This window comes from Roseateles sp. P5_E1, from assembly GCF_054049335.1.
This window is the reverse complement of sequence record NZ_JBFUMN010000016.1, coordinates 77,049-102,022: the sequence shown is the minus strand read 5'-3', so window position 1 is coordinate 102,022 and position 24,974 is coordinate 77,049. Positions and strand designations below refer to the sequence as shown.

Genomic DNA, 24,974 nt, shown 5'->3' with positions numbered 1-24,974 from the left:
CTTCCAGGTCGCGTGACTTGAACAGCGCCACCGTTCGCGCGCCGTCGGGGTCGCCAGCGCTGGGGCGGATGTCGATGGCTTGACTTCTCATCGAGAACGTCAACACCGTCTTCGGCACCGACCTGGGCGGGCTCAATGGCGAGGGTTCGCATCTTTCCAAGATCAACGGCCGCTACTACCTCTTCAACATCGCCTCGCCCGCAAGCCGCTGGGCGCCCACCGTCATCGTCCACCGCGCCGACAGCATCGACGGGCCCTACGAGGGTCGCATCGTGCTCGATGACCGCGGTATCGCCCAGGGCGGCCTCATCGACACGCCCGACGGCAAGTGGTACGCCTATCTCTTCAAGGGCAACGGCGCCGTCGGTCGCATTCCCTACCTCGTGCCCGTGACCTGGAAGGACGGTTGGCCCGTGCTCGGCGAAAACGGCAAGGTGCCCATGACGCTCGACATCCCGGCCGGCGCACAGGGCGTCTCCGGCGCCTCCGGCATCGTCGCCTCCGACGAATTCAACCGCCAGCCCGGCGACCCTGCCCTGCCCCTGGCCTGGCAATGGAATCACAACCCGAGGCCCAATGACTGGTCGCTCACCAAGCGCGCGGGCCATCTGAGCCTCGTCACCAGCCGGGTCGTTGCCACGTTGCCGGAGGCCACGAACACCCTCACCCAGCGCACCTTTGGCCCTGCCAGTTCCGCCACGACAAGCATCGATGTGAGCGGCATGAAAGACGGCGATGTGGCCGGCCTCACGGTCTTCCAGAAACAGTACGGTTTTGTCGGCGTCAAGATGACCGGTGGCGTCAGATCGCTCGTCATGGTGAGCGCCGATTCCGACAAGCCCGAGGAGATCGCCTCCATTCCCCTCGCTGGCAAAACCGTTCACCTCAAGGTCGAAAGCGAATTTGAGCCCGCGCCCGAGGTCGCTCGCTTCTCCTACAGCCTCGACGGCAAATCCTGGACTGCCATCGGACGTCCCTCGCGCCTGACCTATTCCTACCCAAAGCACTTCATGGGTTATCGCTACGGCCTCTTCTTCTATTCGACCAAGACCGCCGGCGGCCATGTGGACTTTGACTACTACCGCATCGGACCAACCGGCGACTCCCGCTGATCTTCGCCGTGCGCCTCACCCACAACACATTCCAGCAGCCGCAGGCCGTCGTGCCGGCACCGTTCTCCGCGAAGCCCGGCCCGCAAGGCCCCTGGTGCTGGAGCTGCCACCCCAATCCCTCGGAGTTGTCGGGATGTAAGCCCATGTACTGAGCTGCGTCCTTCCATAACGCTCGAGTCCGGAGGAGACAACCGGCCGAGCACTTTCAACCTTGAAAGGTAGAACATGAGAACCTTGATACCAGCACTGCTGCTTGCATTCGGAGCAAGCGCAGGCAGCCTCGCGCAGGCGCAAAGCTGCGGCAGTGGCGGCGGCGCCACCGTCTGCCTCACAGCCAGCGGAACGGCCAACAACAACCAGCTCAGTTGGACCGTCAGCGGCACCGTCACGTCACTGGAGGTCTACCGCGACATCGACGCCGACCCCGCCGGCCGCACCCGCATCGCCGTGCCGGGCAGCAGCGCCCGGAGCTACGCCGACGGCTCGGCCAACACCGGCACGCCGTACTGGTACTGGGTCAAGTTCACGACCAACGCCGGCAGCTACAACTCCGGCTCGGCCAGCGCCACACGCGGCACCAGCTGCGCGCCGACAGCCATCACGCCCTACATCAGCGCCAACGGCTCCTGGACGCAGACGTCCTCAGCCACGGTCACCGCTGGCAACTCGGCCATCCTCGGCCCGCAGCCCGTGACTGGCGGCTCGTGGGGGTGGAGCGGCTGCGGTACGTCGGGCTCGGCACGCCAGCAGACCATCACGCCCACTGCCAGCTGCACGGCCACCGCCACCTACACCAACACCTGCGGCGCCAAGACCACCCAGGCGTTCGCGATCACCGTGCCCAGCGCGCAGACCCAAGTCTTTCCGAATCCCGGTATCAACCTGGGAAACACCCTCGAAGCATTCTGGCCAGGAGCGGCGGCGCCGACCAAAGCGCTGATCGACTCCATCAGGGATAGGGGGTTCAAGACCCTGCGCATACCCGTTGCGTGGGATTTTCATTCCACCAACGGAACGATCGATCCCGCGTTCATGGCCCAGGTCAAGCAGACGGTCGACTGGGCCCTCGCCGACGGCCTGTACGTCATCATCAACGACCACTATGACCTTGGCTGGTTCGAACGCAACGGCTTCAATTCCTACGACCCTGCGATCAATGCCAAGTTGATCAACATGTGGACCCAGGTTGCGAATACTTTCAAATGGTATGACAGCGACAAATTGGCCTTCGCTGTCGCCAACGAACCTGACGCGCCAACCCAGGCCAAGACCGATGTGCTTTACCAATACCAGCAAAATTGGATTACCGCGATGCGCGCCAACGGCGGCGGCAATGCCGTTCGCTGGCTGATCGTCCAAGGGCCGAACACCAATATCGATAACACGATTAACTATGGAAAGAATCTACCTTCGGATCCGGCGAATAAGCGGATGGTCGAAGTGCACTTTTATGATCCCTTCGACTTCACCTTGATGGAAACAGATGAGTCGTGGGGGACTTGGAGTGCCTTCTGGGGAAGTTATAACGTGAGCAATCAGTTTACGAATCGCAATGTCAAGGGGGGATATAACGAAAGCTCCATTGATGCTCAGCTCGCCAAGATGAAGTATTTCACGGACCGGGGTATCCCCGTGCTGATCGGCGAATATCGCGCGGGGGTAAAGCCGGCGAGCCTCGGCCTGACCGGCTCATACAAGGACCAGAACTACCGGGCAGCCACGCACTGGAACAAGTACGTGCAGAACAAGATCGCCAGCCTTGGGTTCAGTGGCACGGGCTGGGTAACCCAACACGACATTTTCCACGAGACGACCGGTGAAGTCCTGGACTGGAACCTGCTTGGCTCCATGCTTGGCACTTCCGATATTGCTCCGATTCCGGGTCTGTAATTCCCTGGGAGTTTGTCCGAAGGTCCGCCGCATGGCGGACCTTCTTTTGAATTCCTTGGCCGATTCCGGACGTATCTACGACAGCGGGAACGGCCGCGGTTTCCTCTACAGCAACTGAGCCAATGGTTCGGCGGCCTGGCGTCCAGCTTCTGGCGCCGGGCCTGCCGCCCTCTCTTCCGAAGTCCTCCGAAATCCTCCAATGAACACATCCCTGTCCCTGCCCCGAAGCGTTATCAGCCTCGCGGCGACGCTCCTTTCACTTGGCCTGTGCACCGCGACCCCTGCGGCCACTCCCGCCGCTCGCGTGGTGACGCTGGACCGCGCTGCTGCGACCCAGCCCATGGACCGCTTCTTCGATCTCTCGGTCGGCGCGGACTACCCGGGCACCACCGGCCGCCCCGAAAACCTCGCCCAGCTCAAGACGGCGGCGGACGAGCTGGGCTTTCGCTATGTGCGCTTCCACGACATCTTTCACGACGTCTACGGCACGGTGAAGAAGGACGGCGACAAGCTGGTGTTCGACTGGACCGGCATCGACAAGCTGTACGACGGCATGCTGGCCAGTGGCGTCAAGCCCTTCATCGAGCTGGGCTTCACACCCGCCGTGATGAAGACCTCCGACCTGAAGATCTTCTACTGGAAGGGCAACACCTCGCACCCGCAACCGGGGCCCTGGGCCGAGCTGATCGACGCGTTCGCGCGCCACCTCATCCAGCGCTATGGCATCGAAGAGGTGCGCAAGTGGCCGTTCGAAGTGTGGAACGAGCCCAACCTCGACGGCTTCTGGGAAAAGGCCGACCAGAAGGCCTATTTCGAGCTGTACGCCAACACCGCGCGCACGCTCAAGAAGGTGGACGCCCAACTGAAGGTGGGCGGCCCCGCGACGGCCGGCGCTTTCTGGGTGCCCGAGTTGCTGGCTTATGCCAAGCAGGAAGGCGTGCCGGTCGACTTCGTCACCACCCATACCTACGGCGTCACGGAAGGCTACCTCGACGAGTTCGGCAAGTCGGACCGCATCCTGGACCCTAACCCCGACGCCATCGTCGGCGACGTGCGCCGCAATCGCAAAGAGATCGAAGCCTCGCCGTTCCCCGGCATTCCGCTGTACCTCACCGAGTGGAGCACCAGCTACAACCCGTACGACAAGGTGCACGACAGCTACATCAGCGCGCCGTGGATCCTGACCAAGCTGCGCGCCACGCGAGGCTATGCGCAGGCGATGAGCTACTGGACCTACAGCGACCTGTTCGAGGAGCCGGGCCCGCCGCCCCGCGCCTTCCATGGCGGCTTCGGCCTGATGACTCGCGATGGCCTGCGCAAGACGACCTGGTTCGCCTACAAGTACCTCAACGCGCTACGCGGCAATGAGATCCCGAGCGCGGACGACAAGGTGCTGGCTGCGGTCGATGGCGACAAGACTGCCGTCGTGGCATGGGACTGGCAGCATCCTGATCAAAAGAGCACCGCTAACGGCGTGTTCTTCGCCAAGCCGGTGCCCAACGGCCCGGCGCCAGCGCTCAAGCTCGCGCTGCGAAACCTGAAGCCGGGCGCCTATCGGCTCGAGCTGCGTCGCGCCGGCTACAAGGCCAACGACGCCTACACCGCTTACCTCGAGATGGGTTCGCCCATCAACCTCGACGCGGCGCAGCTTGCCAAGCTGCAGTCACTGACCCGCGACCTTCCCGAAGTAAAGCGCACCGTCAACATCGGCAAGGACGGCCTGCTGAACTTCACCGTGCCAATGCGCAGCAACGACATCACCTTGCTGACGCTGGACCCGGTCAAGCGCTGAAACGCAGTGCTGCTTGCATCACGATACGCCCCCTAACCGCCGTCTTTCCAGCCACTCTCCCAGGCGTATCGGCGCAAAAGACCCAGACGCTGGCAACCGGAGCAGTGCAGCTCGGCTGTGCTGGTCTCCGCATACCAACCGCCCGCGAGTGACGGCTCCTGGCCGAGACCTAACCTCCGTGGCCATCATCTCGACCGGCAGCACCGCCGCAAAGGCGACCGGCGCCTTCAAGCTGGAAGCAGCCGAGGCTTCAATAGAACCAGCGCAGCGGTGCGAGCACGGTCTGAGGGAACAGGACCATCACGAACATCACCGCGAACTGGGCGGCCATGAAGGGCAGAACCCCGCGCGTGACCTCGTCCATCTTCATGCGGCCAACACCGGCCACCACGTTGAGGACGGTGCCGACCGGCGGCGTGATCAGGCCGATGGAGTTGTTGACGATGAAGAGCACGCCGAAATAGACCGGGTCGATGCCGGCCGCCTTGATCAACGGCATCAGCACCGGCGTCAGGATCAGGATGGTGGGCGTCATGTCCATGGCCGTGCCCACGAGCATCACGAGCACCATGATGGCGGTCAGGAGCAGCGTCTGGTTGTCCAGCAGCGGACGAAGCAGGTCCACCATCTGCACCGGCAAATTGGCCACCGTGACCAGCCATGCAGACACCATGGCCGAAGCCACCAGGAACATGACCACCGCCGTGGTGCGCGCGGCCGTGATGAAGATGCGCATCAGCGCCTGCAGCTTCAGCTCGCGGTACAGCACGGTGCTGACGAACAGTGCGTAGACGGCGGCCACGACCGCTGCTTCGGTGGGCGTGAACACACCCATCCGCAGCCCCACCAGGATGAAGACCGGCAGCATGAGCGCCCACACCGACTCGCGTGCCGCGGCCCAGACTTCGGCGCGCGTCTTGCGCTGAGGCAGGGCCAGCGCCTCCTTGCGGCCGACCCACCACCAGGTCAGCGCCAGGCCGATGCCGATCATGATGCCGGGGACGATGCCGGCGATGAACAGCTTGCTGATCGACACATTGGCGGCGACGCCGAAGATGACGAAGCCGATGCTCGGCGGAATGATGGGACCGATGACACCCGCCGCTGCGATCAGCCCGCCGGACACTTCGCGCTTGTGCCCGGCCTTGATCATCATCGGTAGCAGCAGCGCCGTCAGCGCGGCGGCATCCGCCACCGCGGAACCCGACAGTGCCGACAGCAGGCAGGCCGCGAGGATCACAACGTAGCCCAAGCCACCCTTGACGTGGCCCACGAGCGCCAGCGCGAAGTTGACGATGCGCTGCGACAGCCCGCCGACGTTCATGATCTCGCCGGCCAGCATGAAGAACGGCACGGCGAGCAGCGGGAAACTGTCCGCACCGTTGATGAAGTTCTGCGCCAGGATCTGCGCGTCGAACAGGTCCAGATGCCACATCAACGCGACACCGCTCGCCAGCAAGGCATAGGCGATGGGAATGCCCAGCGCCATGGCGCCGAGCAGGCTGCCGAGGAAGATGAGGACCGTCATTGACGTGGGCGACCGGGTGTGTCGCTGGCGCCGTGGGCAGGTGCTTGATCACGCTGCGGTTCGCTGCGCGCCAACTCGGCCTGCAGGGCTTCGAGCTCGGCCTGCTCTTCGGACTCCGTGACCATCACGAGGTCGCTCTCCTCGAGGTTGCCGGTCAGCAGCCGTGCGAGCTGCAACAGCAGCAGGATACCGGCGCAGACAGAGAAGACCACGCCCGGCGCATAGAAGATGGCCATGGATGCGCCGGTCACCGGCGCTGCCACGTCCAGGTTGATGCGAGCCTGCTGCCAACTGCCCTGAAGGAACAGCCAGGTCAGGTACAGCATGAGCAGGTGGCCCAACACCATGCAGGCCTTCTTGCCCGCCACCGGCAAGCGCGACACGAGCATGTCGGTGCCCAGGTGTGCGCCGTCCTTCATCGCCACCACGGCGCCCATGAAGCACAGCCAGACGAACAGCCAGCGCGAGACTTCTTCACTGACGGCGATGCCGGAGTTGAAGGCATAGCGCAGCACGACGTTGCCGAACACCAGCACCACCATCACGGCGAGTGCAGCGCCGACAGCCAAGTCGATGGCGCGGCACAGCCGCTGGATGGCGACGTCGATCAAGGCGCCTTCCCCACGAGACGCCCGGCTGTCACAGCCGCGCCCCCTGCAGCAGGCCGCGTTCAGCCAGGTTGCCTATGAGGGCGCGCAGGCCGAAGCGCCACGGCGGCGCCGTCTCGCAATGCGTCACGCGGTTTTGCAGGCTGCCCAGCCAGTGGCTGTGGATGGTGACCACGTCGCCCAGCTTGTGGGTGAAGCCGCTGCCGGGCTCGTCACGGTCTTCGGTGGGCGCGAACAGCGTGCCCAGGAACAGCATGAAGCCGTCGGGGTATTGATGGCTGGCCATCGTCTGGGCCACGAGGTCGACCGGGTCGCGGCTGATCTTGGCCATGGTGTTGATGCCGCGCAGCGCGTAGCCGTCGTCCCCGCTCACGTGCAGGTGCACGGTCTCGCGGCGCACCTCGCTCAGGCCGAACGGGTCGTCGAACAGGCGGATGAAGGGGCCGATGGCACAGGAGGCGTTGTTGTCCTTGGCCTTGCCGAGCAGCAGCGCGCTGCGACCTTCGATGTCGCGCAGGTTCACGTCGTTGCCCAGTGCTGCGCCGACGATGACGCCCCGGCTGTTGACAGCCAGCACGACCTCGGGCTCGGGGTTGTTCCAGGCGGAATCGGCGCGGATGCCGATGTCCTGGCCATGCCCCACGGCCGCGAGCACCGGCGCCTTGGTGAAGACCTCGGCATCCGGCCCGATGCCGACCTCCAGGTACTGCGACCACAGGTTCTTCTGCTGCAGCAGCGTCTTCAGCGCCTGCGCCTGAGGCGACCCAGGGCGGATGTCGGCCAGGCTGTCGCCGATCAGCGCCAGGACCTGGCTGCGCAGCGCTTGGGCACGACCGGCGTCGCCGCGCGCCTGCTCCTCGATCACACGCTCGATCAAGCTCGAGGCAAAGGTGACGCCAGCGGCTTTGACCACTTGCAGGTCGCATGGCGCCAGCAGCCACGGCAAAGCCGGGTCGCGGCCTTCGGCCTTGCTGTTGTCCAGCAATGCGTCGACGGTGCACAAGAACTCGCCGGTCACCGAGCGCGCGGCCGACGCCGGATCGTCTGTCTCGAGCAAGGTGCTCATGGTGGCGAAGTGCCGGCTGACGTCGAACACGCCCTCCGGGCGCAGCACCACCACGGACGGGCCACCGGGCGTGCCAGCGCGCCAGACGCGGCCCACCAGCGTGCCGGCCAGGCCGTCTTGCGGCAGCAGGGGGTGCACGCCCTCGGCGCGCGCAGGCAGGGCGGTCGTTGTCGCGGTCATTCAGGCTTCTCGGATGTTGTGAAAGGTGGGACGCGGAGCGCGTGGCGATGCGCCATGCCGGCAGGCCGTGCCGAACCAAGGAGGGCGCCAGGCGGATGGCTGCGCCTCCCTGTGGAACAAACTACTTGGCGGCTGCCGTGCCGCTGCGCACCTTGGCCAGTTCGGCATTCAACTCCGCCGTCGTGTCCTCGCCGAACTCCTTGCTGAACTTGGCCAGCACCGGCTGCAGCTTGCTGCGCATCTTGGCCTGCTCGGCCGCCGGCAGGTCGGTGATCTGCATGCCGGCCTTCTTGAGCTCGGCCAGGGCCGTCTCGGAGAACGCGCGGATGGTCTTGCGCTCGTACAGCGTGGCTTCGCGTGCGGCGTCCTGCACGATCTTTCGTTCGTCCGCCGAGAGGCCGTCCCAGGTCTTCTTGGACATCAGCAACACCCAGGCGCTGTACATGTGCCGCGACAGCACCATGTGCTTCTGCACCTCGTAGAACTTGCTGGCCAGGATGGTGGCGGCGGGGTTCTCCTGGCCATCCACCGCCGACTGCTCCATCGCCGTGTACAACTCGGTGAAGGGCATCGGCGTGGCGTTCGCACCCAATGCGTTGAAGGTGTCCAGGAACAGTGGACTCTGGATGACGCGAAGCTTCAGGCCGCTCAGGTCGTCCGCGCGCTGCACGGGGCGGCGCGAGTTGGTGACGTGGCGGAAGCCGTTTTCCCAGAAGCCCAGGCCAATCAGGCCTTTCTCGGGCAGCGTGGCCAGCAGCTTCTGGCCAAAGGGGCCGTCCAGCACCGCATCGGCTTCCTGCTCGTTGTTGAAGGTCAAAGGCAGGTTGATCACGCCGAAGGGCTTGACGAGGGACACGAGCGTCGAGCTGTCGGGGACGGTCATCTCAAGGGTGCCGCCCCGCAGCGCCGACGTCATGCTGATGTCGTTGCCCAGCGCGCCGCTGGCGAAGACACGCGCCACCAGCTTGCCGCCGCTCTTGGCTGCCAGCTGTTCGGCGAAGAACTTCAGCGCCTTCGCCTGAGGATGGTCGTCGCTGAGGCCGATGCCGACCTTGAACACGTGCTCCTTGATTTGCGCCGAAGCGGGGCCGGCGAGGGCGGCGAGCAGGGCCGCGGCGAGGCCAAGTGATCTGATTTGCATGATGTCTCCAGGATCGTGAAGTTCGGAGCGTGCGACCTTGCTCCGACCTGCCGGCCCCTCTGGGGCGGTTCTTGGTGGAGCTGGAGGCTAGGTGAGCCCAGGAGCCCAGTCCACTGAATTTTTTAGCTAGCATCCATTCCAAATGCTGATGAGTTCCGACAAGCCCCCTGGGAAACCCTTGGCTGTGGCGCAACTGGCCCGGCTGCGTTTCAGGCATCTGCACTTCCTCGACATCCTGGGACGGACACGCAATCTGCGGCTGACTGCCGAACAGATGCACATCACCCAGCCGGCGGCCACCAAGGTGCTCATGGACATCGAGGAGATGCTGGAGTCACGCCTGTTCGATCGTCTGCCGCGTGGCATGCGGCCGAATGAGCTAGGCCTGTTCACCTTGCGCTACGCCCACGCGGCGCTGGACAGCCATCGCAAGTTCGTCGACGAGTTCAGCACCCTGAAGCAGGGTGGGCACGGCCATTTGACGATCGGCGCCATCTCGGGCTCGGCGGCGCACCTGCTGATTGCGGCGGTGGCCGAGCTGCAGCGCCTGCGTCCGTTGCTGGTGTTGAAGATCCTGGAACAGAGCAGCGACCAGCTGATCATCTGGCTGGCCGAGCGCAAGATCGACGTGATGATCGGCCGTTTCACCGACAAATCGCAAAGCGACCAGTTCCAGTACGAAAGGCTCGCCGGCGAAGGATTGCAGATCACTGCCGGCGTTCACCATCCGCTGCGCGGCGTTCAGGCACCGGGGCTTTTGGAACTCTCGCGCTGGCCGTGGATCCTCTATCCGACGTCCACGGCGCTGCGCAAGGTGTCGGACGACATCTTCAGCAGCACGGGCCTGTCGCTCACCTCGGGCATTGTCGAGACGCCGTCGTTCCTGTTTGCGATTGAGCTGATGCAGAGCACCCACATGCTGTCGCTGCAGCCTGCTGCGCTGGTGGACAAGTACGTGCGGCGTGGTCTGCTGACGCGAATTGCCGCCGACCTGCCCGATCGCATGCCCGACTTCGGCCTGATCACATTGCGAGACGAGCCCCCCAGCACCGCGGTTCAAGCGTTCACGGACGTCATTCGCAACTTGGCCGAGCAGGCGATCGCGACAGCGTAGGTCCGCTGCCCTGCCCTCGCACCCCCGACGAGGGCTGCATCAGCAGCCGCGGCGAGCCCCGGACGACAGCCTCACCATTTCCTGAGCCGGCTGCCGAACAGCGCGTAGAACAGGATGAGCCCGTACCAGGGCAGCATGACCCAATAGCCCCGCTGCGGCGTCCACGCATCGGCGAAGTGGCCGTAGAGCATGGGGATCAACGCACCGCCCGCGATGCCCATGATGAGCAGGGCCGAACCGGCCGCCGTGTACTTGCCCAGGCCTTCGAGCGCCAGCGGCCAGATGGACGGCCAGACCAGCGCGTTGGACAGGCCTAGCATGGCCAGGAAGAACACGGTGTTCGGGACCGACGGCACGCCGGCCCAACCCAGCAGGGCCTGCGAGATGCCCGACTCCGTCGGCGACGACATGGCCACGCCGAGCACGAAGGCGATGCCGCTGACGGCCGAGAAGATCAGGGCCAGACGCTGTGACATCCAGCGCGGAATCAGCGCCACGCCGAGCAGATAGCCCAGCACCATGAAGCCCATGGTGTAGGACGTCAACACGCCGTAGTGGGCCACGCCAAGTTCACGGCCATACAGGCCGATGGTGTCGCCGGCGATGACTTCCACACCGACATAGCCGAACAAGGCCATCGCACCGAGCACCACCTGCGGATGCTGGAAGACGCCCCAGCGCTTCACGGCACCGGTGGGTGCATCAGCCGCTTCCAGCTCGGGCTCGCGCAGCGACGAGAAGTGGATGAGCGCCATGAAGATGACCAACCCCACGGCCATCACCGCATAGGGAAAGACCAGGCGCTGCGACAGCTCGTTGCGCAGCGCTTCCCGCCCCGCCGCATCGACCGCCGCAAGCGCCGACTCGGAGAAGCGCTCCATGCCGGACAGGATCAGCGCCGAGAACACCAGCGGCACGACGATGCCGGCGCCCTTGTTGAACAAGCCCATGATCGAGATACGCATGGCCGCGCTCTCGCGCGAACCGATGCAGACGATGTAGGGGTTGATGGCCGTCTGCATCAAGGTCATGCCGCTGGCCAACGTGAACAGCGCCAGCAGGAAGACTGGGTAGGCGCCTGAGCGCGCCGCCGGAATGAAGGCCAGTGCGCCGATGGCCATGACGCCCAATGCAGCCGTCATGCCTTTCTTGTAGCCGATGCGCGCCAGGATGGCCGCGCTCGGCAGTGCCATGACCGTGTAGGCGATGTAGAAGGCAAACGCCACCCACAGCGCCTGGAAGTTGTTCAGTTCGCAGACGATCTTGAGGAAGGGAATCAGCGAGCCGTTCAACCAGGTGACGAAGCCGAGGATGAAGAACATCAGCCCGATGAAGATCATCGGCAGCAGCACGCCCTGGCCTGCCGTGGGTGTGAGGGTTTTGGTGTGCATTTGAGAAGGCGTCAGGCAAGGGCTGGCAGCGGTGGGTGTACACCGCCGCCAGGAACCGCAACAGAGGTCGAACCTTAGAACTTGGCTCGCACGCCGACGCTGTAGCGAGCGCCGTTTTCGTACACGCCCACCGGGATGCCATCGACCGTGTTGGACTTGATGACCTCGTTGTTGAGGTTCACCGCACTCGCATACAACGCGATCTTCGGCGTCACGTCCCAGCTGGCCGACGCATCCCACTGGCCGTAGGCGCTGTTGACGACCTGGCCGCCCATCTCCACGTTGCCATAGCTCTTGGAGCGGTAGTTGTACGAGACGCGCAGCGTGATGGGCCCCTGCTCGTAGTAGCCGCTGAAGTTGAACTGGTCACGCGAGTTGCCCAGCACCTTCAGGCGCGGCTGGCCGGCCACGGCGCCGGCCTTGGCGTCGGTGAAGGTGTAGTTCACGACGGTGCCGAAACCTGTGTTGCCGAAGGGCTGCTGCCACTGCAGTTCGAAGCCCTTGATGTCGGCGCCGTTGTCGGCGTTGTAGGGGCGCTCGATGGTCAAGGTCTCGCTGCCCACCTGCTCGGACTTGGAAGCCTTGTAGGTGAAGGTGTCAAGCTTCTTGATGAAGAAGGTGCCCGAGATCAGCGCCGCATCGGCGTAGTACCACTCGGCGCCGATCTCGGCCTGGTTGGCGTGCACCGGCTTGAGCAGCGGGTTGCCGGCATAGCCCTTGGACAGCACGGTGCCGTCGCGACGCATGCCTGGGCTGAGCAGGTCGAAGGTCTGGCGGGCCATGGCGCGCGAGACCGAACCGCGCAGGATGAGCTGCTTGCTGAGGTCGTAGACGACGTTCAGGCTGGGCAGCGCATCGGTGTAGTTGTTGCCGACGCTGGTGGGCGAGAAGCCGCCGCTGGCGTTGCCGAGGTAGCCGTCAGAGGTCTGCTGCGTGCGCACGAAGCGCAGGCCGAAATCACCGCGCAACTGCCCCATCGCATAGTCGGCCTTGGCGTAGACGGCGCTGATGCGCTCCTTGATCTGGTAGTTCTCGTTGAGCACGTCCTTGTACGTCATGGCCTTGTCGAACATCGGGATGCCCTTGCTCGCAACCAGCGCGTCGTCATACCAGGCGTATTGGGTCAGCGCGTCGGACGTGGCCGCCGCCTGGCTCAGCAGCGGCGAGGGGCCGGTGGACAGGTCAGACAGGCTGAACGATTGCCAGCCCGTGGAGCCTGGGCCGGCGGTGCCCTGGATGCGGGTGTTCTTCAGCGTGTTGTCGCGCAGCTTGAGTCCCAGCTTCACGGCCTTGATGACGCCACTGTCGAGATCGAAGGTCACGTCGCCCTGGGCGTAGTTCTCCTTGGCCTCCATGCGGCGGATGCGATCGTCGCCGGCCTTGAGCGTCAAAACCTTGGGGTCGAGCGGGTTGATGTCGAGGTACTTCACGCCGTAGTGATCCGGCCCGAGCGAGATCGTCGTGCGCGTGTCGCCCTCCATCCAGAAGTGGCGGTCATGCGAGCTGCCGCCCGAGCTGTTGGTGGTGCCGACCTGGCCGTGCAGCTGCCAGTTGCCGCCTTGGTAAGTACCGTCCAGGTCCGCCACGCGGCTCTTGATGTAGCTCTCGCGATAGATGGGCTCGAAGGACACGCCGGTCTTGGGACCGACCGTGCCGCCAACCAGCGCCTTGCTGCCATCGGCCACGGTGATGAACTTCGGGTCGACAGCGCTGATGACGCCGCCCACCGCCAGGCCGCCGGCCTGCCAGAGGTAGTTCTGGTTGTTGTTGTTCATCTTCATGTCCGAATCCATCAGATTCAGGACGATGTCAGTGGCCGGGTTGGGCTGAAACTGCAGCGCGAGGTTGGTCGTCGTGCGTTCGCGCTCCTGGCGGAAGATGGCCGAGCCACCACCCCAGGAGGCATAGGCGTTGGTGACAGCACCGTTTTGGTCCTTCACGTCGTACTTGCCGTCGGAGAACTGCTCCAGGCCGTCGCGGCGCATGTGGCGCTTCTGGCTGCTGATGGCCAGCAACACGCCGAAGGTCTTGTCGTCGCTCTTCCAGTTCAACAGGCCCGACACCTGCGGGTCGGTCTTGCCGGGCAGCTTGCTGTACATGGCCTCGGCGGAGGCCTGCAGCGTGAGCTGGTCCTTGAAGGCCAGCGGCTTGCGGGTCTTGACGATGACGAGGCCGCCGATGCTGCCTTCATCCAGGTCGGCCGACGGGCTCTTGAACACATCCAGGCTACCGACGATCTCCGACGGCAGCACGTCGTAGTTGAAGCTGCGCGTCTGCGGCTCGTTCAGCCACCACTCCGACGACGCGACAGCCTGGCCGTTGAGCTGCGTCATGTTGAGGTTCTTGTCCGTGCCGCGCACGAAGATGGCCTTGCCCTCGCCCCAGATGCGGTCCACCGAGATGCCGGGCACGCGCTGCAGCGAGTCGGCCACGTTCTTGTCGGGGAACTTGCCGACGTCCTCGGCGCTGATGGAGTCGACGATGTTCTGCGACTCGCGCTTCTCGGCGAGGTTCTTCTTCAGCGTGGCCCGCACGCCGCGGATCTCGACGGTGTCGAGCTGCTGGGCGGCGTCCTGGGCCATGGCGCCAAGCGCTGTCGCGCCGAGTGCCAGGCCGATGAGTCGGGGCAAGAGAAGGGGCTTGAAGTGAGGCTTGGCCACGTAGGTGCTCCTGGGCAACGAGTTTTGTTGGACAACAAGGGGCCTCGCCCATGGCGGATGTGCCATCGGGTGGGGCTCAACTCAGAAGGCCAGGGCTGCGTTGTCTCTTGTCGTCAGACCCTGGCCAGTGCCCGCAATCTAGCGGCGGCGCTCACACCTGGAGCAAGGCGTTGCGCTTTGTTGGACTTCATTGCGCCGACGTTACGTTGGCGCAAGACAGGGTCAGGTCGCGGCCGTGATTTGCCCGTCGCAGGCGCCGAAACCGATGCGCCGGTATCCGGGTTTTTCCGCAAAGGCGCGCAGGCCGAGAGTGTCGCCGTCGAGCACGAAGGTGCGTGTCTCGCCATTGGGCAGCGTGATCGGCTGCTTGCCACCTGCAGTCAACTCCAGCAACGAGCCAGCCTCTTCCGGCGCAGGCCCGCTGATGGTGCCAGTGCCCAGCAGATCACCCGGCTGCAGGTTGCAGCCATTGCTCGCATGGTGGGTCAACATCTGCGCCAGCGACCAGTAGGCGTGGCGCAGGTTGGAGCGTGACAGCCGTGTCGCCTCGCTCATGGCCGGTGTCTTGAACCAGACCTCCAGCTCGATATCGAAGCTCGCGTTCGCGCGATGCGCCGGCGAGTCGAGATAGGGCAGCGGCTGCGGGTCGCCGTCGGGCCGCGTGAATGGGATGCGGAAGGGCGCCAACGCCTCCATCGTCACGATCCACGGCGAGATCGTCGTGCCGAAGTTCTTGGCCAGGAAGGGCCCGAGCGGCTGGTACTCCCAGGGCTGGATGTCGCGGGCCGACCAGTCGTTGAGCAGCGTGAGGCCGAAGGCGTGCTCGTCCGCTTCATCGATGCCGAAAGGTTCGCCCAGTGCGTTGCCGGGCCCGACGAAAAGGCCCAGCTCCAGTTCGCAGTCGACGCGCGCGCTGGGCTTGAAGACGGGCACCTCGGCGTCCGGTGGCTTGACCTGGCCCTTGGGCCGGCGCAGCGGCGTGCCGCTGACGACGATGGAGGAGCTGCGGCCGTGATAGCCGATGGGCACCCACTGGTAGTTGGGCAACAACGGGTTGTCCGGGCGGAACAGCTTGCCGATGGCACGGGCGTGGTGGATGCCGGTGTAGAAATCGGTGTAGTCGCCGATGCGGCAGGGCAACGTGTACTCGGCCTCGGGCTGCGGCACGAGTTCGAGTTCAGGCGAGCCGGCCTTCAAGGTATCAAACAGGCGATGGCGAAGCGCGCGGCGCTCGCCGCTGGGTCGAGCCATCAGGGCGTTGAGATCGGTGATGCCCCAGCCGGTCAGGTCGAGGATCTGGTCGCCGATGCCGACGCCCACACGCCAGGGCTCCAACGTGCCGGTGCGGCGGAAAGAGCAGAACGGCAGGTTCTGCAGCGGGAAGTCGGTGGCCGGGTCGTTGGCCGAGGCGACCCAGGAGAGAGCGGCTTGGTCGTGCGTGTGATCAATCATGCTTTGAACTCGTCTTTCAGACCTTGCCAGCAGTTGGCGTAGGTCGCCTCCAGCGGCGCGTCACGTAGCGCCCAGCTCGTGGGCTTCAATGGCCAGCGCGTCTCGAACATGAAGGCCAATGTGGCGTCCAGCTTGTGCGGCTTCAAGTCGGCGCCGCTGGCCTTGTCGAAGGCCTCGGTGTCGGGGCCGTGCGGCACATAGCTGTTGTGCAGGCTGGCGCCACCGGGCTTGAAGCCCTCGGGCTTGGCGTCGTACTGGCCCAGCACCAGGCCCATGAACTCGCTCATCACATTGCGGTGGTACCAGGGGGGCCTGAACGTGTCCTCGGCCACCATCCAGCGCGGCGGGAAGATGACGAAATCGACATTGGCCCAGCCGGGCGTGTCGCTGGGGCTGGTCAGCACCGTGAAGATGCTGGGGTCCGGGTGGTCGAAGCTGACGGTGTTGATCGTCATGAAGCGCGACGTGTCGTACCGATAGGGAGTGAGGTTGCCGTGCCAGGCCACGACGTTGAAGGGGCTGTGCGCCTGCTTCGCGCGCCAGAGCTTGCCGCCGTAGCGCTTGACGATCTCGTATTCGCCCTCCTCCAGCTCATGCCAGGCCACCGGCGCCTCGAAGTCCCGCGCGTTGGCGAGGCCGTTGGAGCCGATGGGGCCGAGTTCGGGCAGCCGCATCGCCGCGCCGAAGTTCTCGCAGACATAGCCGCGGGCGGGCACGTCGAGCGGGTCGACCTTGAAGGCCATGCCGCGCGGCAGCAGCGCGATGGAGCCGGGTACCACTTCCAGCCGGCCCAGTTCGGTGGTCACCAGCAGGCGGCCTTGCTGCGGCACGAGCAGCATCTCGGCATCGGCGTTCACCAGGGCGCGGCGACCCATGGAGCGCGTGGCGACATAGGCGTGGGCACCCATGCCCGTCATGCCGACCTCGCCGTTGACGGCATAGCTGCGCAGGCCGTCGACGAAGTCGCCGTCGCCTTGCATGGGCGTCGGCCCCCAGCGCAACGGATCGGGCGAGGCGCATTCGCCCTCCGCCGCACCGCTTTTCCAGAGCGCCTGCGACAACGCCTCGTAGCCCCCGACGACGACCGACGGCCGGCGACGGTACATCCAGGTGCGCTGGTTGTCGGCCCGCGGTGCGGTGAAGGCGCTGCCGGACAGCAGCTCGGCATACAGCCCGTGCGGCGCGCGCTGCGGGCTGTTGCGCCCGATGGGCAGTGCGCCGGGCACGGCTTCGCTGGTGTGCTGGTTGCCAAAGCCCGTCAGGTACTTCATGGAGCTCAGTTCAGTCATGGTGTTCGTGCGCCAACGCGAAGGCTTGCCGAAGCACCTCACGGTCGCCAATGTGGTTGCACAGGATCAACGCAAGCCGCGCCAGCCAGTCGGCCGCGGCGGCGTCGGTGAGGCCGGCCTGGGCGGCAATGAGCTCGGCGTAGAAAACATCCGCCTCGCCCCCGAAATTTGGGGTCAGTGTCAATTTATGCATCGGGCTTCCCTTGAGCTCGGGCCAGCGCGGCGCGCAGCACGTCGGCATCGAAGCGGTGCCAGCGCGCAGCCACGATGGCGTCGGGACGGATCAGATGAACGCTGCCGGGCCGTGCGCCGTAGCGCGTGGCCGCAACGCCCTCAGCCGGCAGCGTGACCACACGCACACCGGCCGCTGGCACCGGCCAGCCGAAGGCCAGCAGCACGAACTCCGAGCCGAACAGTTCGCTGAGCCAGCCCTCGTCCAACGGTGCGTCCGGCGCCGGGCAACCCGGTGCAGGGCCACCCGCCCAGGCCTCGGTGTCCGGCGTGCTCAGCGGCGAGTCGACATGCTCGGTCGGCGCGGACAGACGGCCGCTGTTGACCAAGGGTTTGGCGAAGTCGGTGCGTGCGGCCAGGTCCAGCGCCGCCTTGCGCAGCCGCAAGCTGAGCGCGCTCTTGGGGCTGATGAAGTCGGTCGCGCGCGTGGAGTGGCCGATGTTGTCGTCCGCCGCCTCGATGCGCTCGAACTCATAGGCGTCCAGCAGCATGTCGCCCCCTTCGCCCTTCAGCACGGCGGCCAGCTTCCAGCCCAGGTTGTCGGCGTCCTGCACACCGCTGTTGGCGCCGCGCGCGCCAAAGGGAGAGACCTGGTGGGCCGCGTCGCCGGCCAGCAGCACACGGCCCACACGGAAGCGCTCGGCGCGGCGGCAACAGAATTGGTAGATCGATGACCAAGCCAGCTCGAAACCGTCGGTGCCCAGCATGGCGGCAACGCGAGCCTTGATGCGCTCGGTTTCGCGCTCCGCCTCAACATTCGCATCGCGGCCGAGCTGGAAGTCGATGCGCCACAAGCCATCAGCCTGCGCATGCAGCAGCACGGACTGGCCGCGGTGGAAAGGCGGATCGAACCAGAACCAGCGCTCGGGCTTGGCGGGGTCCAGCCCACGCGGCTGCACGCCGGGGGCGAGGCGCACGTCGGCGATCAGGAAACGGTCCTCGAACACCTGTCCTTGAAAGCCCAAGCCCAGCAGCGTGCGCGTGGGGCTGCGCGCGCCGTCGCAGCCAACGACCCAGTCGGCCCGCATGTCGAACAGGCCGTCGGGCGTGCGCACATTCAGCGTGACACCGGCCTCGTCCTGCTCCAGCCCGATCAACTCATGCTTGCCACGCAGCTCGATCCGCCCATCCAGTTGTACCGCGCGCACGAGCTTGGCCTCGACCACGTCCTGTTGCAGGTTCACCATCGCCGGCATCTTGTGATGGCTCTGTGGCAGCAGGTCGAAGGCATACGCCTCGCGCTCGCCGTGGAAGACGCGGCCGCGCTGCCAGCGCACGCCTTCGCGCGCGATGGCCTCCCCGATGCCGAGACGGTCGAACACCTCCAGCGTCTTCTTGGCCCAGCAGACGGCGCGCGAGCCCTCACCGATGCGGTCGCTGTCGTCGATGACGACGACGGGCACATCGCGCCTGGCGAGATCGAGCGCCAGCGTCAGGCCGACAGGTCCGGCGCCGACGATAACGACCGGGCGGCGCTGCGGCTGGGCGCTGCGCTGCTCCAAACTCTGGTGATACGGGTACTGCGGCAGATCCATACCGCGTCAGGCCCCTTCCAAGGCCTTCCACATTTCCACGTCGCGCTCGGCGGTCCAGATGCGCGGATGCGATGTGCCACCGGCCTCGTCGTAGGCGCGGGTCACGTCGAAGGGCATGCAGTGGTCGAAGATGACCCAATGGCCGTACCTGGGCCGCAGCGCGGCCAGGGTGCGCTGGTACACCGCCTTCAATTCCTCGTTGGCATTCACGCCCGCTTGCACGGCTGCGAACAGCTCACTGACGAAAGCGCGCGTGCCGGACAAGCCTGCAGCAACCTGCTCGGCACCTTTCAACGCCGGTCCACGCCCTGGCACGAGGGTGTTGGCGTTGAGCGCGGCGATGGCATCCAGCGTTGCCGGCCAGTCGGCAAAGTGCGCGTCGCCGCAGTAAGGCGTCGCGTCGAATTCGACGAGATCGCCGCTGAACAGCGCCCGCTCCTCGGGCAGCCAGGCCACCGTGTCGCCCGCCGTGTGGCCGCGGCCGGGCGAGAACATCTCGACCTTGACGCCGCCCAGGTCCAGCGTGAGCCGGCCGCTGAACGTCAGCGTCGGCCAGGTCAGCCCTGCCGGCACGGACTCGACGTTGCGGAACAGCCGCGGGAAGCGGCCGATCTCGCTGGCCTTGTCCTGCTCGCCGCGCTCCTTGATGAGCGCCAGCGTCGCGTCGCTGGCAATGACCTGCTCCAGGCCCTCGGCCTTGAAGGCCGACGCGCCCAGCACGCGCACCGCGTGGTAGTGGCTGAGCAGCACGTACTTGATCGGTGCGGCCGTCACTTCGCGGATGCGACGGATCACGTCGGCCGCCATGACGGGCGTGGCCTGGGTGTCCACCACCATGACCGCATCGCGGCCGATGACGATGCCGGTGTTGGGGTCACCCTCGGCGGTGTAGGCCCAGGCGTGCTCGGACAGGCGTTCGAAGGTGACCTTTTTCTCTTCCAGGTCGGCTTGCGAGGCAAAGGCTTTGGTCGTCATGCGGGTCTCCAACATCGAAGCCGAAATTTATCCTATTACAAATCAATTCACCAATATAGAATTTTCAGCATGGTTGAGCCCAAGGCCCCGCGAGGCATCCAGAGCATCGAAGTGGGTGGTCAATTGCTGCTGGCACTGGCCCACCGCGGCAGACCCATGGCATTGAAGGACCTGGCCCGAGAGGCTGGCATGACGCCGGCCAAGGCCCATCCCTACCTCGTCAGCTTCATCAAGCTCGGCCTCGTGGAACAGGAGGGCGGCAGCGGGCCCTATGGCCTCGGGCCGCTGGCACTGCAGCTCGGCCTCATCAGCCTGCAGCAGTACGACCCCGTGAGGCTGGCCACGCCTGTCATCGAGGAACTGGCCCAAAAGATCGGCCACACGGTCGCCATTGCCGTCTGGGGCACACACGGCCCCACCATCGTGCGCGTGGCCGAGGGGCCGACGCCCGTGCACATCAGCATGCGCCATGGCACGGTGATGAGCCTGGCGGGCACGGCGTCGGGGCGCCTGTTCGCGGCCTATCGCACTGAGGAAGCGGCGGCGCTGGCGCAGACCCTGCCGGAAGAGGCGGTCATCGCCGCCGTGCGCGCGGCGGGCCTGGCCACGTCGCGGGACAGCGTCGTCGCCGGGGTCAGCGCTGCGGCCGCACCCGTCTTCGACGCCTCCGGGCGCCTGGTGTTGGCCTTGACAGCCATCGGGCCCACTGCCGGCTTGGACATCAGTCTTCAAGCACCGCTGGCCGCCGCGTTGCGGGATGCTGCAGCGCTGTTGTCACGGCGCCTGGGCCGATGAAACATCTCAGCCGCCACGACAGGCAGGCGACAGCAAGTTTTGCTGAAAACCAAGCAAACTATTTTTGCGACCTGGAACACGAGTTCAAGAATCTTTCGACTCAGTTGGCAACTTGTGATTCAAAACATATCTCTTAACGTCATATCTGATCAAATATAGAGATAGATGGTCACATTTGATCTTCACATGCTGCCGAACCATGGCGGAACGTGAAGATGGATTGCTGGTTGGCAAACTGCAGCATTCCAGCCACACCCGCGCATGCTTGGGGGGCGCGATAAATCTCATTGCGATCAATGACTTGCGCTCCAAAACGGCCCTGCATCAGCTGCATTTGAAGAATGGCTAGGGGTTTTCCCAAGCCGGTCTGAATTTCGCGCGCTCCGAGAATTTGCTTCAGCCGCCGCCCGATCGGGCGGTTTGTCTCTTGGCTGAACCGTCTGGCAACACACCCGCTTGCCATTCCTTTCTGGAGCAGTGATGCATAAGCAAACCAAAATCGCCGCCGCGGTCCTGATGACCGTCGGCGGTCTCAGCGCTTGGGCCCAACAAGCCCCCGCGGAACCGCAGCAGATCGAGCGAGTGACCGTCACCGGTTCGGCGATCAAGCGCATCGACGCCGAATCCAGCGTGCCTGTCACCATCGTCAAGATGGCTGACCTGCGCAGTGCCGGCGTGACCTCCGTCGAACAGGTGATGGCCAACCTGGTGGGCGTCCAGCAGTCGACCAATGCGGCGCAGTCCATCGGCTCGGGCAGCGGCGGCGCATCCTTCGCCGACCTGCGCGGCATCGGTGCCGACAAGACCCTGGTGCTGTTGAACGGCGAGCGCATCGCCAACAACGCGGTCGACGGCTCGGCGCCCGACCTGAACATGATCCCCTTCGCTGCGATCGACCGCATCGAAGTGCTGCGCGACGGCGCCTCGGCCCTGTACGGCACGGACGCCATCGGCGGCGTGATCAACTTCATCACGAAGAAGAGCTACAACGGCGGCACCATCACGCTGGGCTATGACAGGCCCAAGCATGCAGGTGGCCGCGCCAAGAGCGCCAACGTCGGCTTCGGCTTCGGCGAGCTGGACAAGCAGGGCTTCAACCTCTCCGGCTTCCTCAGCATGAAGAAGGAAGACCCGATCGCCGGCAACGAGCGCGACTTCAACAAGCGCATCGTCGGCGGCCTGTCCAACAGCACCGATCCCGCCAACTACACCCAGGATTTCAGCGCGCTCTACAACCCGGCCGCTCCGGCCTGCGCGGGCACCGCCCTGATCCCGATTGCTGGCGGCACGCAGTGCAAGATCGTCACGCCCAACTTCGTCGACTTCGCGCCCAAGTCGGACACGGCGTCCGGCATGCTCAAGGGCACGCTGCGCGTCAATGATTCGCTGGAACTGGGTGCAGAAGGCTTCCTGACCCGCAACCGGGTCACGACGCGCATCGCCCCCGTGCCCTACGGCGGCTATTACATGAACCCGACCATGCCCAATGGTCAAAAGAACCCCTATTTCCCCACGGCGCACATCGACCCGACCTTCGATGACGGCACGGCCGGCCTTACCATCTTCAACCCCTCTGCTGCCTTCGCCAACCCGGTGGCCGTGCAGCCGGGCTTCGCCTACGTCTTCTGGCGCGACTTCCCCAACGGTTCGCGCGCCCAGATGAACGAGAACAAGCAAAGCCGCATCGTGCTGTCGGCCGAGGGTAACGCCCTCAACTGGGACTACTCGGTCAAGTTCTCGGCCAACAAGAACACGGTCGACCAGAACCTCACGGGTGGCTACGGCGACGGCGACATGATCGGTGAAGGCCTGCTCGAAGGCGTCATCAACCCCTTCGGCGCCCAGAGCGCCGCCGGTACCGCCCTGCTGGAAAAGGCGGCCCTGAACGGCAAGCTGCAGACCGCCACCGGCAAGGTCAACATCTTCAAGATCACGGCGAGCCGCGAACTGGGTGACTGGTTGGGCGCTGGCCGCCCGGCGCAGATCGCCGTGGGTGGCGAGTACCGCAAGGAAAACTTCGATTCCCACCCGGTCAAGGAATTTGCCCAACTCGTCTCGGCGTCGACCGGCGTCGATCCGGAGGCGACTTCCAAGGGCACGCGCAAGGTCGGCGCCCTGTACACCGAAGTCAACGTGCCGGTGAACAAGATGCTTGAGCTGACCGGCTCGGTGCGCTACGACAAGTACAGCGACTTCGGCGACAGCACCAATCCCAAGCTGTCGTTCCGCTTCCAGCCCAGCAAGGAAATGCTGTTCCGCGGCTCGGCATCGACGGGTTTCCGCGCACCGACGCTGTTCGAGCTCTATAGCTCGACTTCGTTCACCAACACGGCCGGCAACTTCAACAACCCGATCAACTGCCCGGGCGGCACCCCCATCCCCGGCGCATCGCAGGCCAACTGCAATGGTCAGTTCCAGGTCCAGAACGGCGGCAACCCCAACCTGAAGCCTGAGAAGGCCAAGAACTACACCCTGGGCGCCGTGTTCGAACCCATGGCCGACCTGAGCCTGGGCATCGATTTCTGGGCGATCAAGATCAAGAACGCGATCGCCGTGCTGCCGCAGTCGACGCTGTTCCAGAACTACACGCAGTGGCAGCAGTACTTCCACTTCGCCCAGCCCGGCAACCTGCTGTCCATCACCAGCAACTGCCCGGGTCCGAAGTGCGGTTACGTTGAACAGCTGAACCAGAACCTGGGCGGCACCAACACCAACGGTATCGACCTGAGCGCCCAGTACCGCCTGCGTTCCAACGTCGGCCAGTTCGACTTCGCGTTGAACAGCACCTTCGTCAACAAGTACGAGTACCAGGACTACCCGTCGGGCCCGTGGAACCAGAACGTTGGCATCTACTCCGGTGCCGGCCCGATCTTCAAGTGGCAGCACAACCTGACGGCCAACTGGGCCTACAGCAGCTTCGCTCTGGGTACGGCGGTGCACTACAAGTCCGGCTACGTGGACTTCACGCCGACCAACCACGTCTCGGCGTTCACGACGACCGACCTGTACGGCAGCTGGTCGCCGATCAAGGGCGCTTCCCTGGTGCTGGGCGTTCGCAACCTGTTCGACCGCGACCCGCCGTTCACCAACCAGGCCGACCTGTTCCAGTCTGGCGGCTGGGATTCGCGCTACGCAAACGCAGCGGGCCGCACCTACTACGTGCGCGGCACCTACTCGTTCTAAGCTCCCAACGGGCTCAGCCCCGAAAGCCGCTCAGCTTGCCTGAGCGGCTTTTTCTTTGTCGTGGCCAAGGCCGACCGCTACAGCGGCGACCTGCTTTGACTTGAGGTCCTGAGCGGGAGCACCAGCGCACCCTCCGGAAAGCGGGTGCTCATGAAGTCCACGAAGGCCTTCACCTTCGGGCTGGCCAGGCGCCGGGAGGTGTGCAGCACCCACAGCTCGACCTCTTTGCCATCCAGGCTGCCCCACTGCACCAGTTCGCCGTCATCGACTTGCTGCCCGACGATGGACCGCGGCACCAGCGCGGCACCGGCGCCGGCCAGCGCGGCGTCCCTGAGCATCAGCATCGACGAGAGCCTGAGCACCGGCACGGGCTCGATCAGCAGGCGGCCCTCGTCGACAGACCAGGTCTCGCCGTCCCGATAGGCGCTGACGACGGCGGGCACGCGCACGGCCGCAGCGCCAGGCGCGGGCCTGGCGATGGACGGCGCGGCGACGACCACGAGGCGGTCCTTCGCAAAACAGCGGCCCACCAGCGCCGTGTCCACCCGCGGGTTGGGGCGGATGGCGACGTCGAACTGCTCGTCGACGAGATCCACCACGCGGTCTTCCGCCACCACCTCCAGAGTGACGTCGGGATAGAGCCCGCGGAACTCCGCGCACAGCCGCCCCATCGCCAGCTGTGAAAACAGGATGGGTGCCGCCACGCGCAGGCGCCCGGCCACCTTGCCGCTGCCTTCCCGCGCCGCGCCGATCGCATCGGCCACCTCGTGCATGGGCCCTTCGGTACGGCTGAGCAGCAGCTGGCCGGCCTCGGTCAGCTCCAGTCCCTTGCCGCCGCGCTCGATGAGGCGCACGCCCAGTTGCTCCTCCAGGTCCGCCACGCGCCTGGACAGCGTGGCCTTGGAGCGCCGGCTGGCCCGGCTGGCTCGGCCAAAGCCACCGTGCGTGGCCACGAGGTTGAAGTCGGTCAGGGCGTTCAGGTCCATATCGTCTCAATTCAAAGACACATTGTCCTGATTTTGGCGTCTGTGT

Annotated in this window: 19 protein-coding genes; 6 read left to right on the top strand and 13 right to left on the bottom strand. The window is 65.2% G+C overall.

Annotation, left to right across the window (positions count from 1 at the left end; all coding sequences use genetic code 11):
- Positions 1-89: 89 nt before the first annotated feature.
- The 3 genes from ACXJKJ_RS15175 (at position 90) to ACXJKJ_RS15165 (ending at position 4,794) form a co-directional block, all read left to right on the top strand.
- Entirely contained in the window at positions 90-1,112 is a 1,023-nt protein-coding gene (locus tag ACXJKJ_RS15175) for a beta-xylosidase family glycoside hydrolase (RefSeq protein WP_457390764.1), read from the top strand.
- Positions 1,113-1,337: 225 nt separating this feature from the next.
- Positions 1,338-3,002 (top strand): cellulase family glycosylhydrolase, encoded by a 1,665-nt coding sequence (locus tag ACXJKJ_RS15170; protein ID WP_457390760.1) that lies wholly within the window; start codon positions 1,338-1,340, stop codon positions 3,000-3,002.
- A gap of 199 nt (positions 3,003-3,201) precedes the next feature.
- Positions 3,202-4,794: a GH39 family glycosyl hydrolase gene (locus ACXJKJ_RS15165; RefSeq protein WP_082533000.1), complete on the top strand. Its 1,593-nt coding sequence runs from the start codon at positions 3,202-3,204 to the stop codon at positions 4,792-4,794.
- 250 nt (positions 4,795-5,044) lie between these two features.
- Here the strand turns inward: ACXJKJ_RS15165 and ACXJKJ_RS15160 are convergent, their stop codons facing one another.
- From ACXJKJ_RS15160 to ACXJKJ_RS15145, 4 genes are all read right to left on the bottom strand, one after another.
- Positions 5,045-6,322, bottom strand: a complete 1,278-nt coding sequence (locus tag ACXJKJ_RS15160) for a TRAP transporter large permease subunit (protein ID WP_457390758.1) — start codon at positions 6,320-6,322, stop codon at positions 5,045-5,047.
- Positions 6,319-6,933: a TRAP transporter small permease gene (locus tag ACXJKJ_RS15155; RefSeq protein ID WP_457390756.1), complete on the bottom strand. Its 615-nt coding sequence runs from the start codon at positions 6,931-6,933 to the stop codon at positions 6,319-6,321. The genes ACXJKJ_RS15160 and ACXJKJ_RS15155 overlap by 4 nt, the downstream gene beginning before the upstream one ends.
- Positions 6,934-6,961: 28 nt before the next feature.
- On the bottom strand, positions 6,962-8,176 hold the full coding sequence (locus ACXJKJ_RS15150) for a fumarylacetoacetate hydrolase family protein (protein WP_457322254.1): 1,215 nt from the start codon (positions 8,174-8,176) through the stop codon (positions 6,962-6,964).
- Positions 8,177-8,297: 121 nt separating this feature from the next.
- Positions 8,298-9,317: a TRAP transporter substrate-binding protein gene (locus ACXJKJ_RS15145; RefSeq protein ID WP_457322255.1), complete on the bottom strand. Its 1,020-nt coding sequence runs from the start codon at positions 9,315-9,317 to the stop codon at positions 8,298-8,300.
- A 148-nt stretch (positions 9,318-9,465) separates the two neighbouring features.
- On the opposite strand from ACXJKJ_RS15145, the gene ACXJKJ_RS15140 reads away from it, so the two are divergent.
- A complete protein-coding gene (locus ACXJKJ_RS15140; protein ID WP_457390754.1) occupies positions 9,466-10,431 on the top strand; it encodes a LysR substrate-binding domain-containing protein in 966 nt (321 codons plus the stop codon).
- 71 nt (positions 10,432-10,502) lie between these two features.
- On the opposite strand, the gene ACXJKJ_RS15135 is transcribed toward ACXJKJ_RS15140, so the two are convergent.
- From ACXJKJ_RS15135 to ACXJKJ_RS15105, 7 genes are all read right to left on the bottom strand, one after another.
- Entirely contained in the window at positions 10,503-11,822 is a 1,320-nt protein-coding gene (locus ACXJKJ_RS15135; protein WP_457390752.1) for a sugar MFS transporter, read from the bottom strand.
- Positions 11,823-11,896: 74 nt separating this feature from the next.
- The gene (locus tag ACXJKJ_RS15130) at positions 11,897-14,452 is read right to left on the bottom strand and encodes a TonB-dependent receptor (RefSeq protein WP_457390751.1); all 2,556 of its coding nucleotides are present in this window, start codon (positions 14,450-14,452) and stop codon (positions 11,897-11,899) included.
- 252 nt (positions 14,453-14,704) lie between these two features.
- Positions 14,705-15,934 (bottom strand): fumarylacetoacetase, encoded by a 1,230-nt coding sequence (gene fahA, locus ACXJKJ_RS15125; RefSeq protein ID WP_457322263.1) that lies wholly within the window; start codon positions 15,932-15,934, stop codon positions 14,705-14,707.
- Complete coding sequence (hmgA, locus tag ACXJKJ_RS15120; protein ID WP_457322265.1) at positions 15,931-17,223, bottom strand: homogentisate 1,2-dioxygenase; 1,293 nt, start codon at positions 17,221-17,223, stop codon at positions 15,931-15,933. The genes fahA and hmgA overlap by 4 nt, the downstream gene beginning before the upstream one ends.
- A complete protein-coding gene (locus ACXJKJ_RS15115) occupies positions 17,216-17,416 on the bottom strand; it encodes a DUF2783 domain-containing protein (RefSeq protein WP_056203839.1) in 201 nt (66 codons plus the stop codon). The genes hmgA and ACXJKJ_RS15115 overlap by 8 nt, the downstream gene beginning before the upstream one ends.
- A complete protein-coding gene (locus ACXJKJ_RS15110; RefSeq protein WP_457322268.1) occupies positions 17,409-18,989 on the bottom strand; it encodes an FAD-dependent oxidoreductase in 1,581 nt (526 codons plus the stop codon). Before ACXJKJ_RS15110 ends, ACXJKJ_RS15115 begins: the two co-directional genes overlap by 8 nt.
- A 6-nt stretch (positions 18,990-18,995) precedes the next feature.
- Positions 18,996-19,964 carry an MBL fold metallo-hydrolase gene (locus tag ACXJKJ_RS15105; RefSeq protein WP_457322270.1) on the bottom strand — a complete coding sequence of 323 codons (969 nt, stop codon included), beginning with the start codon at positions 19,962-19,964 and terminating at the stop codon, positions 18,996-18,998.
- A gap of 69 nt (positions 19,965-20,033) precedes the next feature.
- Here ACXJKJ_RS15105 and ACXJKJ_RS15100 point away from each other — a divergent pair, with 69 nt between their 5' ends.
- Positions 20,034-20,759, top strand: a complete 726-nt coding sequence (locus ACXJKJ_RS15100; protein ID WP_056203845.1) for an IclR family transcriptional regulator — start codon at positions 20,034-20,036, stop codon at positions 20,757-20,759.
- A gap of 169 nt (positions 20,760-20,928) precedes the next feature.
- On the opposite strand, the gene ACXJKJ_RS15095 is transcribed toward ACXJKJ_RS15100, so the two are convergent.
- The gene (locus ACXJKJ_RS15095) at positions 20,929-21,093 is read right to left on the bottom strand and encodes a hypothetical protein (protein ID WP_457353690.1); all 165 of its coding nucleotides are present in this window, start codon (positions 21,091-21,093) and stop codon (positions 20,929-20,931) included.
- A gap of 146 nt (positions 21,094-21,239) precedes the next feature.
- On the opposite strand from ACXJKJ_RS15095, the gene ACXJKJ_RS15090 reads away from it, so the two are divergent.
- Positions 21,240-23,942 (top strand): TonB-dependent receptor, encoded by a 2,703-nt coding sequence (locus tag ACXJKJ_RS15090; RefSeq protein WP_457353692.1) that lies wholly within the window; start codon positions 21,240-21,242, stop codon positions 23,940-23,942.
- A gap of 77 nt (positions 23,943-24,019) precedes the next feature.
- On the opposite strand, the gene ACXJKJ_RS15085 is transcribed toward ACXJKJ_RS15090, so the two are convergent.
- Positions 24,020-24,928 carry a LysR family transcriptional regulator gene (locus ACXJKJ_RS15085; RefSeq protein ID WP_457390749.1) on the bottom strand — a complete coding sequence of 303 codons (909 nt, stop codon included), beginning with the start codon at positions 24,926-24,928 and terminating at the stop codon, positions 24,020-24,022.
- Positions 24,929-24,974 lie beyond the last annotated feature (46 nt).

Excerpts from the sequence above, each read along its gene's own strand:
- ACXJKJ_RS15170 (WP_457390760.1), top strand. The coding sequence starts at position 1,338 with ATGAGAACCTTGATACCAGCACTGCTGCTTGCATTCGGAGCAAGCGCA.
- ACXJKJ_RS15165 (WP_082533000.1), top strand. The coding sequence starts at position 3,202 with ATGAACACATCCCTGTCCCTGCCCCGAAGCGTTATCAGCCTCGCGGCG.
- ACXJKJ_RS15160 (WP_457390758.1), bottom strand. The coding sequence starts at position 6,322 with ATGACGGTCCTCATCTTCCTCGGCAGCCTGCTCGGCGCCATGGCGCTG.
- ACXJKJ_RS15150 (WP_457322254.1), bottom strand. The coding sequence starts at position 8,176 with ATGACCGCGACAACGACCGCCCTGCCTGCGCGCGCCGAGGGCGTGCAC.
- ACXJKJ_RS15145 (WP_457322255.1), bottom strand. The coding sequence starts at position 9,317 with ATGCAAATCAGATCACTTGGCCTCGCCGCGGCCCTGCTCGCCGCCCTC.
- ACXJKJ_RS15140 (WP_457390754.1), top strand. The coding sequence starts at position 9,466 with ATGAGTTCCGACAAGCCCCCTGGGAAACCCTTGGCTGTGGCGCAACTG.
- ACXJKJ_RS15135 (WP_457390752.1), bottom strand. The coding sequence starts at position 11,822 with ATGCACACCAAAACCCTCACACCCACGGCAGGCCAGGGCGTGCTGCTG.
- fahA (WP_457322263.1), bottom strand. The coding sequence starts at position 15,934 with ATGATTGATCACACGCACGACCAAGCCGCTCTCTCCTGGGTCGCCTCG.
- hmgA (WP_457322265.1), bottom strand. The coding sequence starts at position 17,223 with ATGACTGAACTGAGCTCCATGAAGTACCTGACGGGCTTTGGCAACCAG.
- ACXJKJ_RS15115 (WP_056203839.1), bottom strand. The coding sequence starts at position 17,416 with ATGCATAAATTGACACTGACCCCAAATTTCGGGGGCGAGGCGGATGTT.
- ACXJKJ_RS15110 (WP_457322268.1), bottom strand. The coding sequence starts at position 18,989 with ATGGATCTGCCGCAGTACCCGTATCACCAGAGTTTGGAGCAGCGCAGC.
- ACXJKJ_RS15105 (WP_457322270.1), bottom strand. The coding sequence starts at position 19,964 with ATGACGACCAAAGCCTTTGCCTCGCAAGCCGACCTGGAAGAGAAAAAG.
- ACXJKJ_RS15100 (WP_056203845.1), top strand. The coding sequence starts at position 20,034 with ATGGTTGAGCCCAAGGCCCCGCGAGGCATCCAGAGCATCGAAGTGGGT.
- ACXJKJ_RS15095 (WP_457353690.1), bottom strand. The coding sequence starts at position 21,093 with ATGCAGCTGATGCAGGGCCGTTTTGGAGCGCAAGTCATTGATCGCAAT.
- ACXJKJ_RS15090 (WP_457353692.1), top strand. The coding sequence starts at position 21,240 with ATGCATAAGCAAACCAAAATCGCCGCCGCGGTCCTGATGACCGTCGGC.
- ACXJKJ_RS15085 (WP_457390749.1), bottom strand. The coding sequence starts at position 24,928 with ATGGACCTGAACGCCCTGACCGACTTCAACCTCGTGGCCACGCACGGT.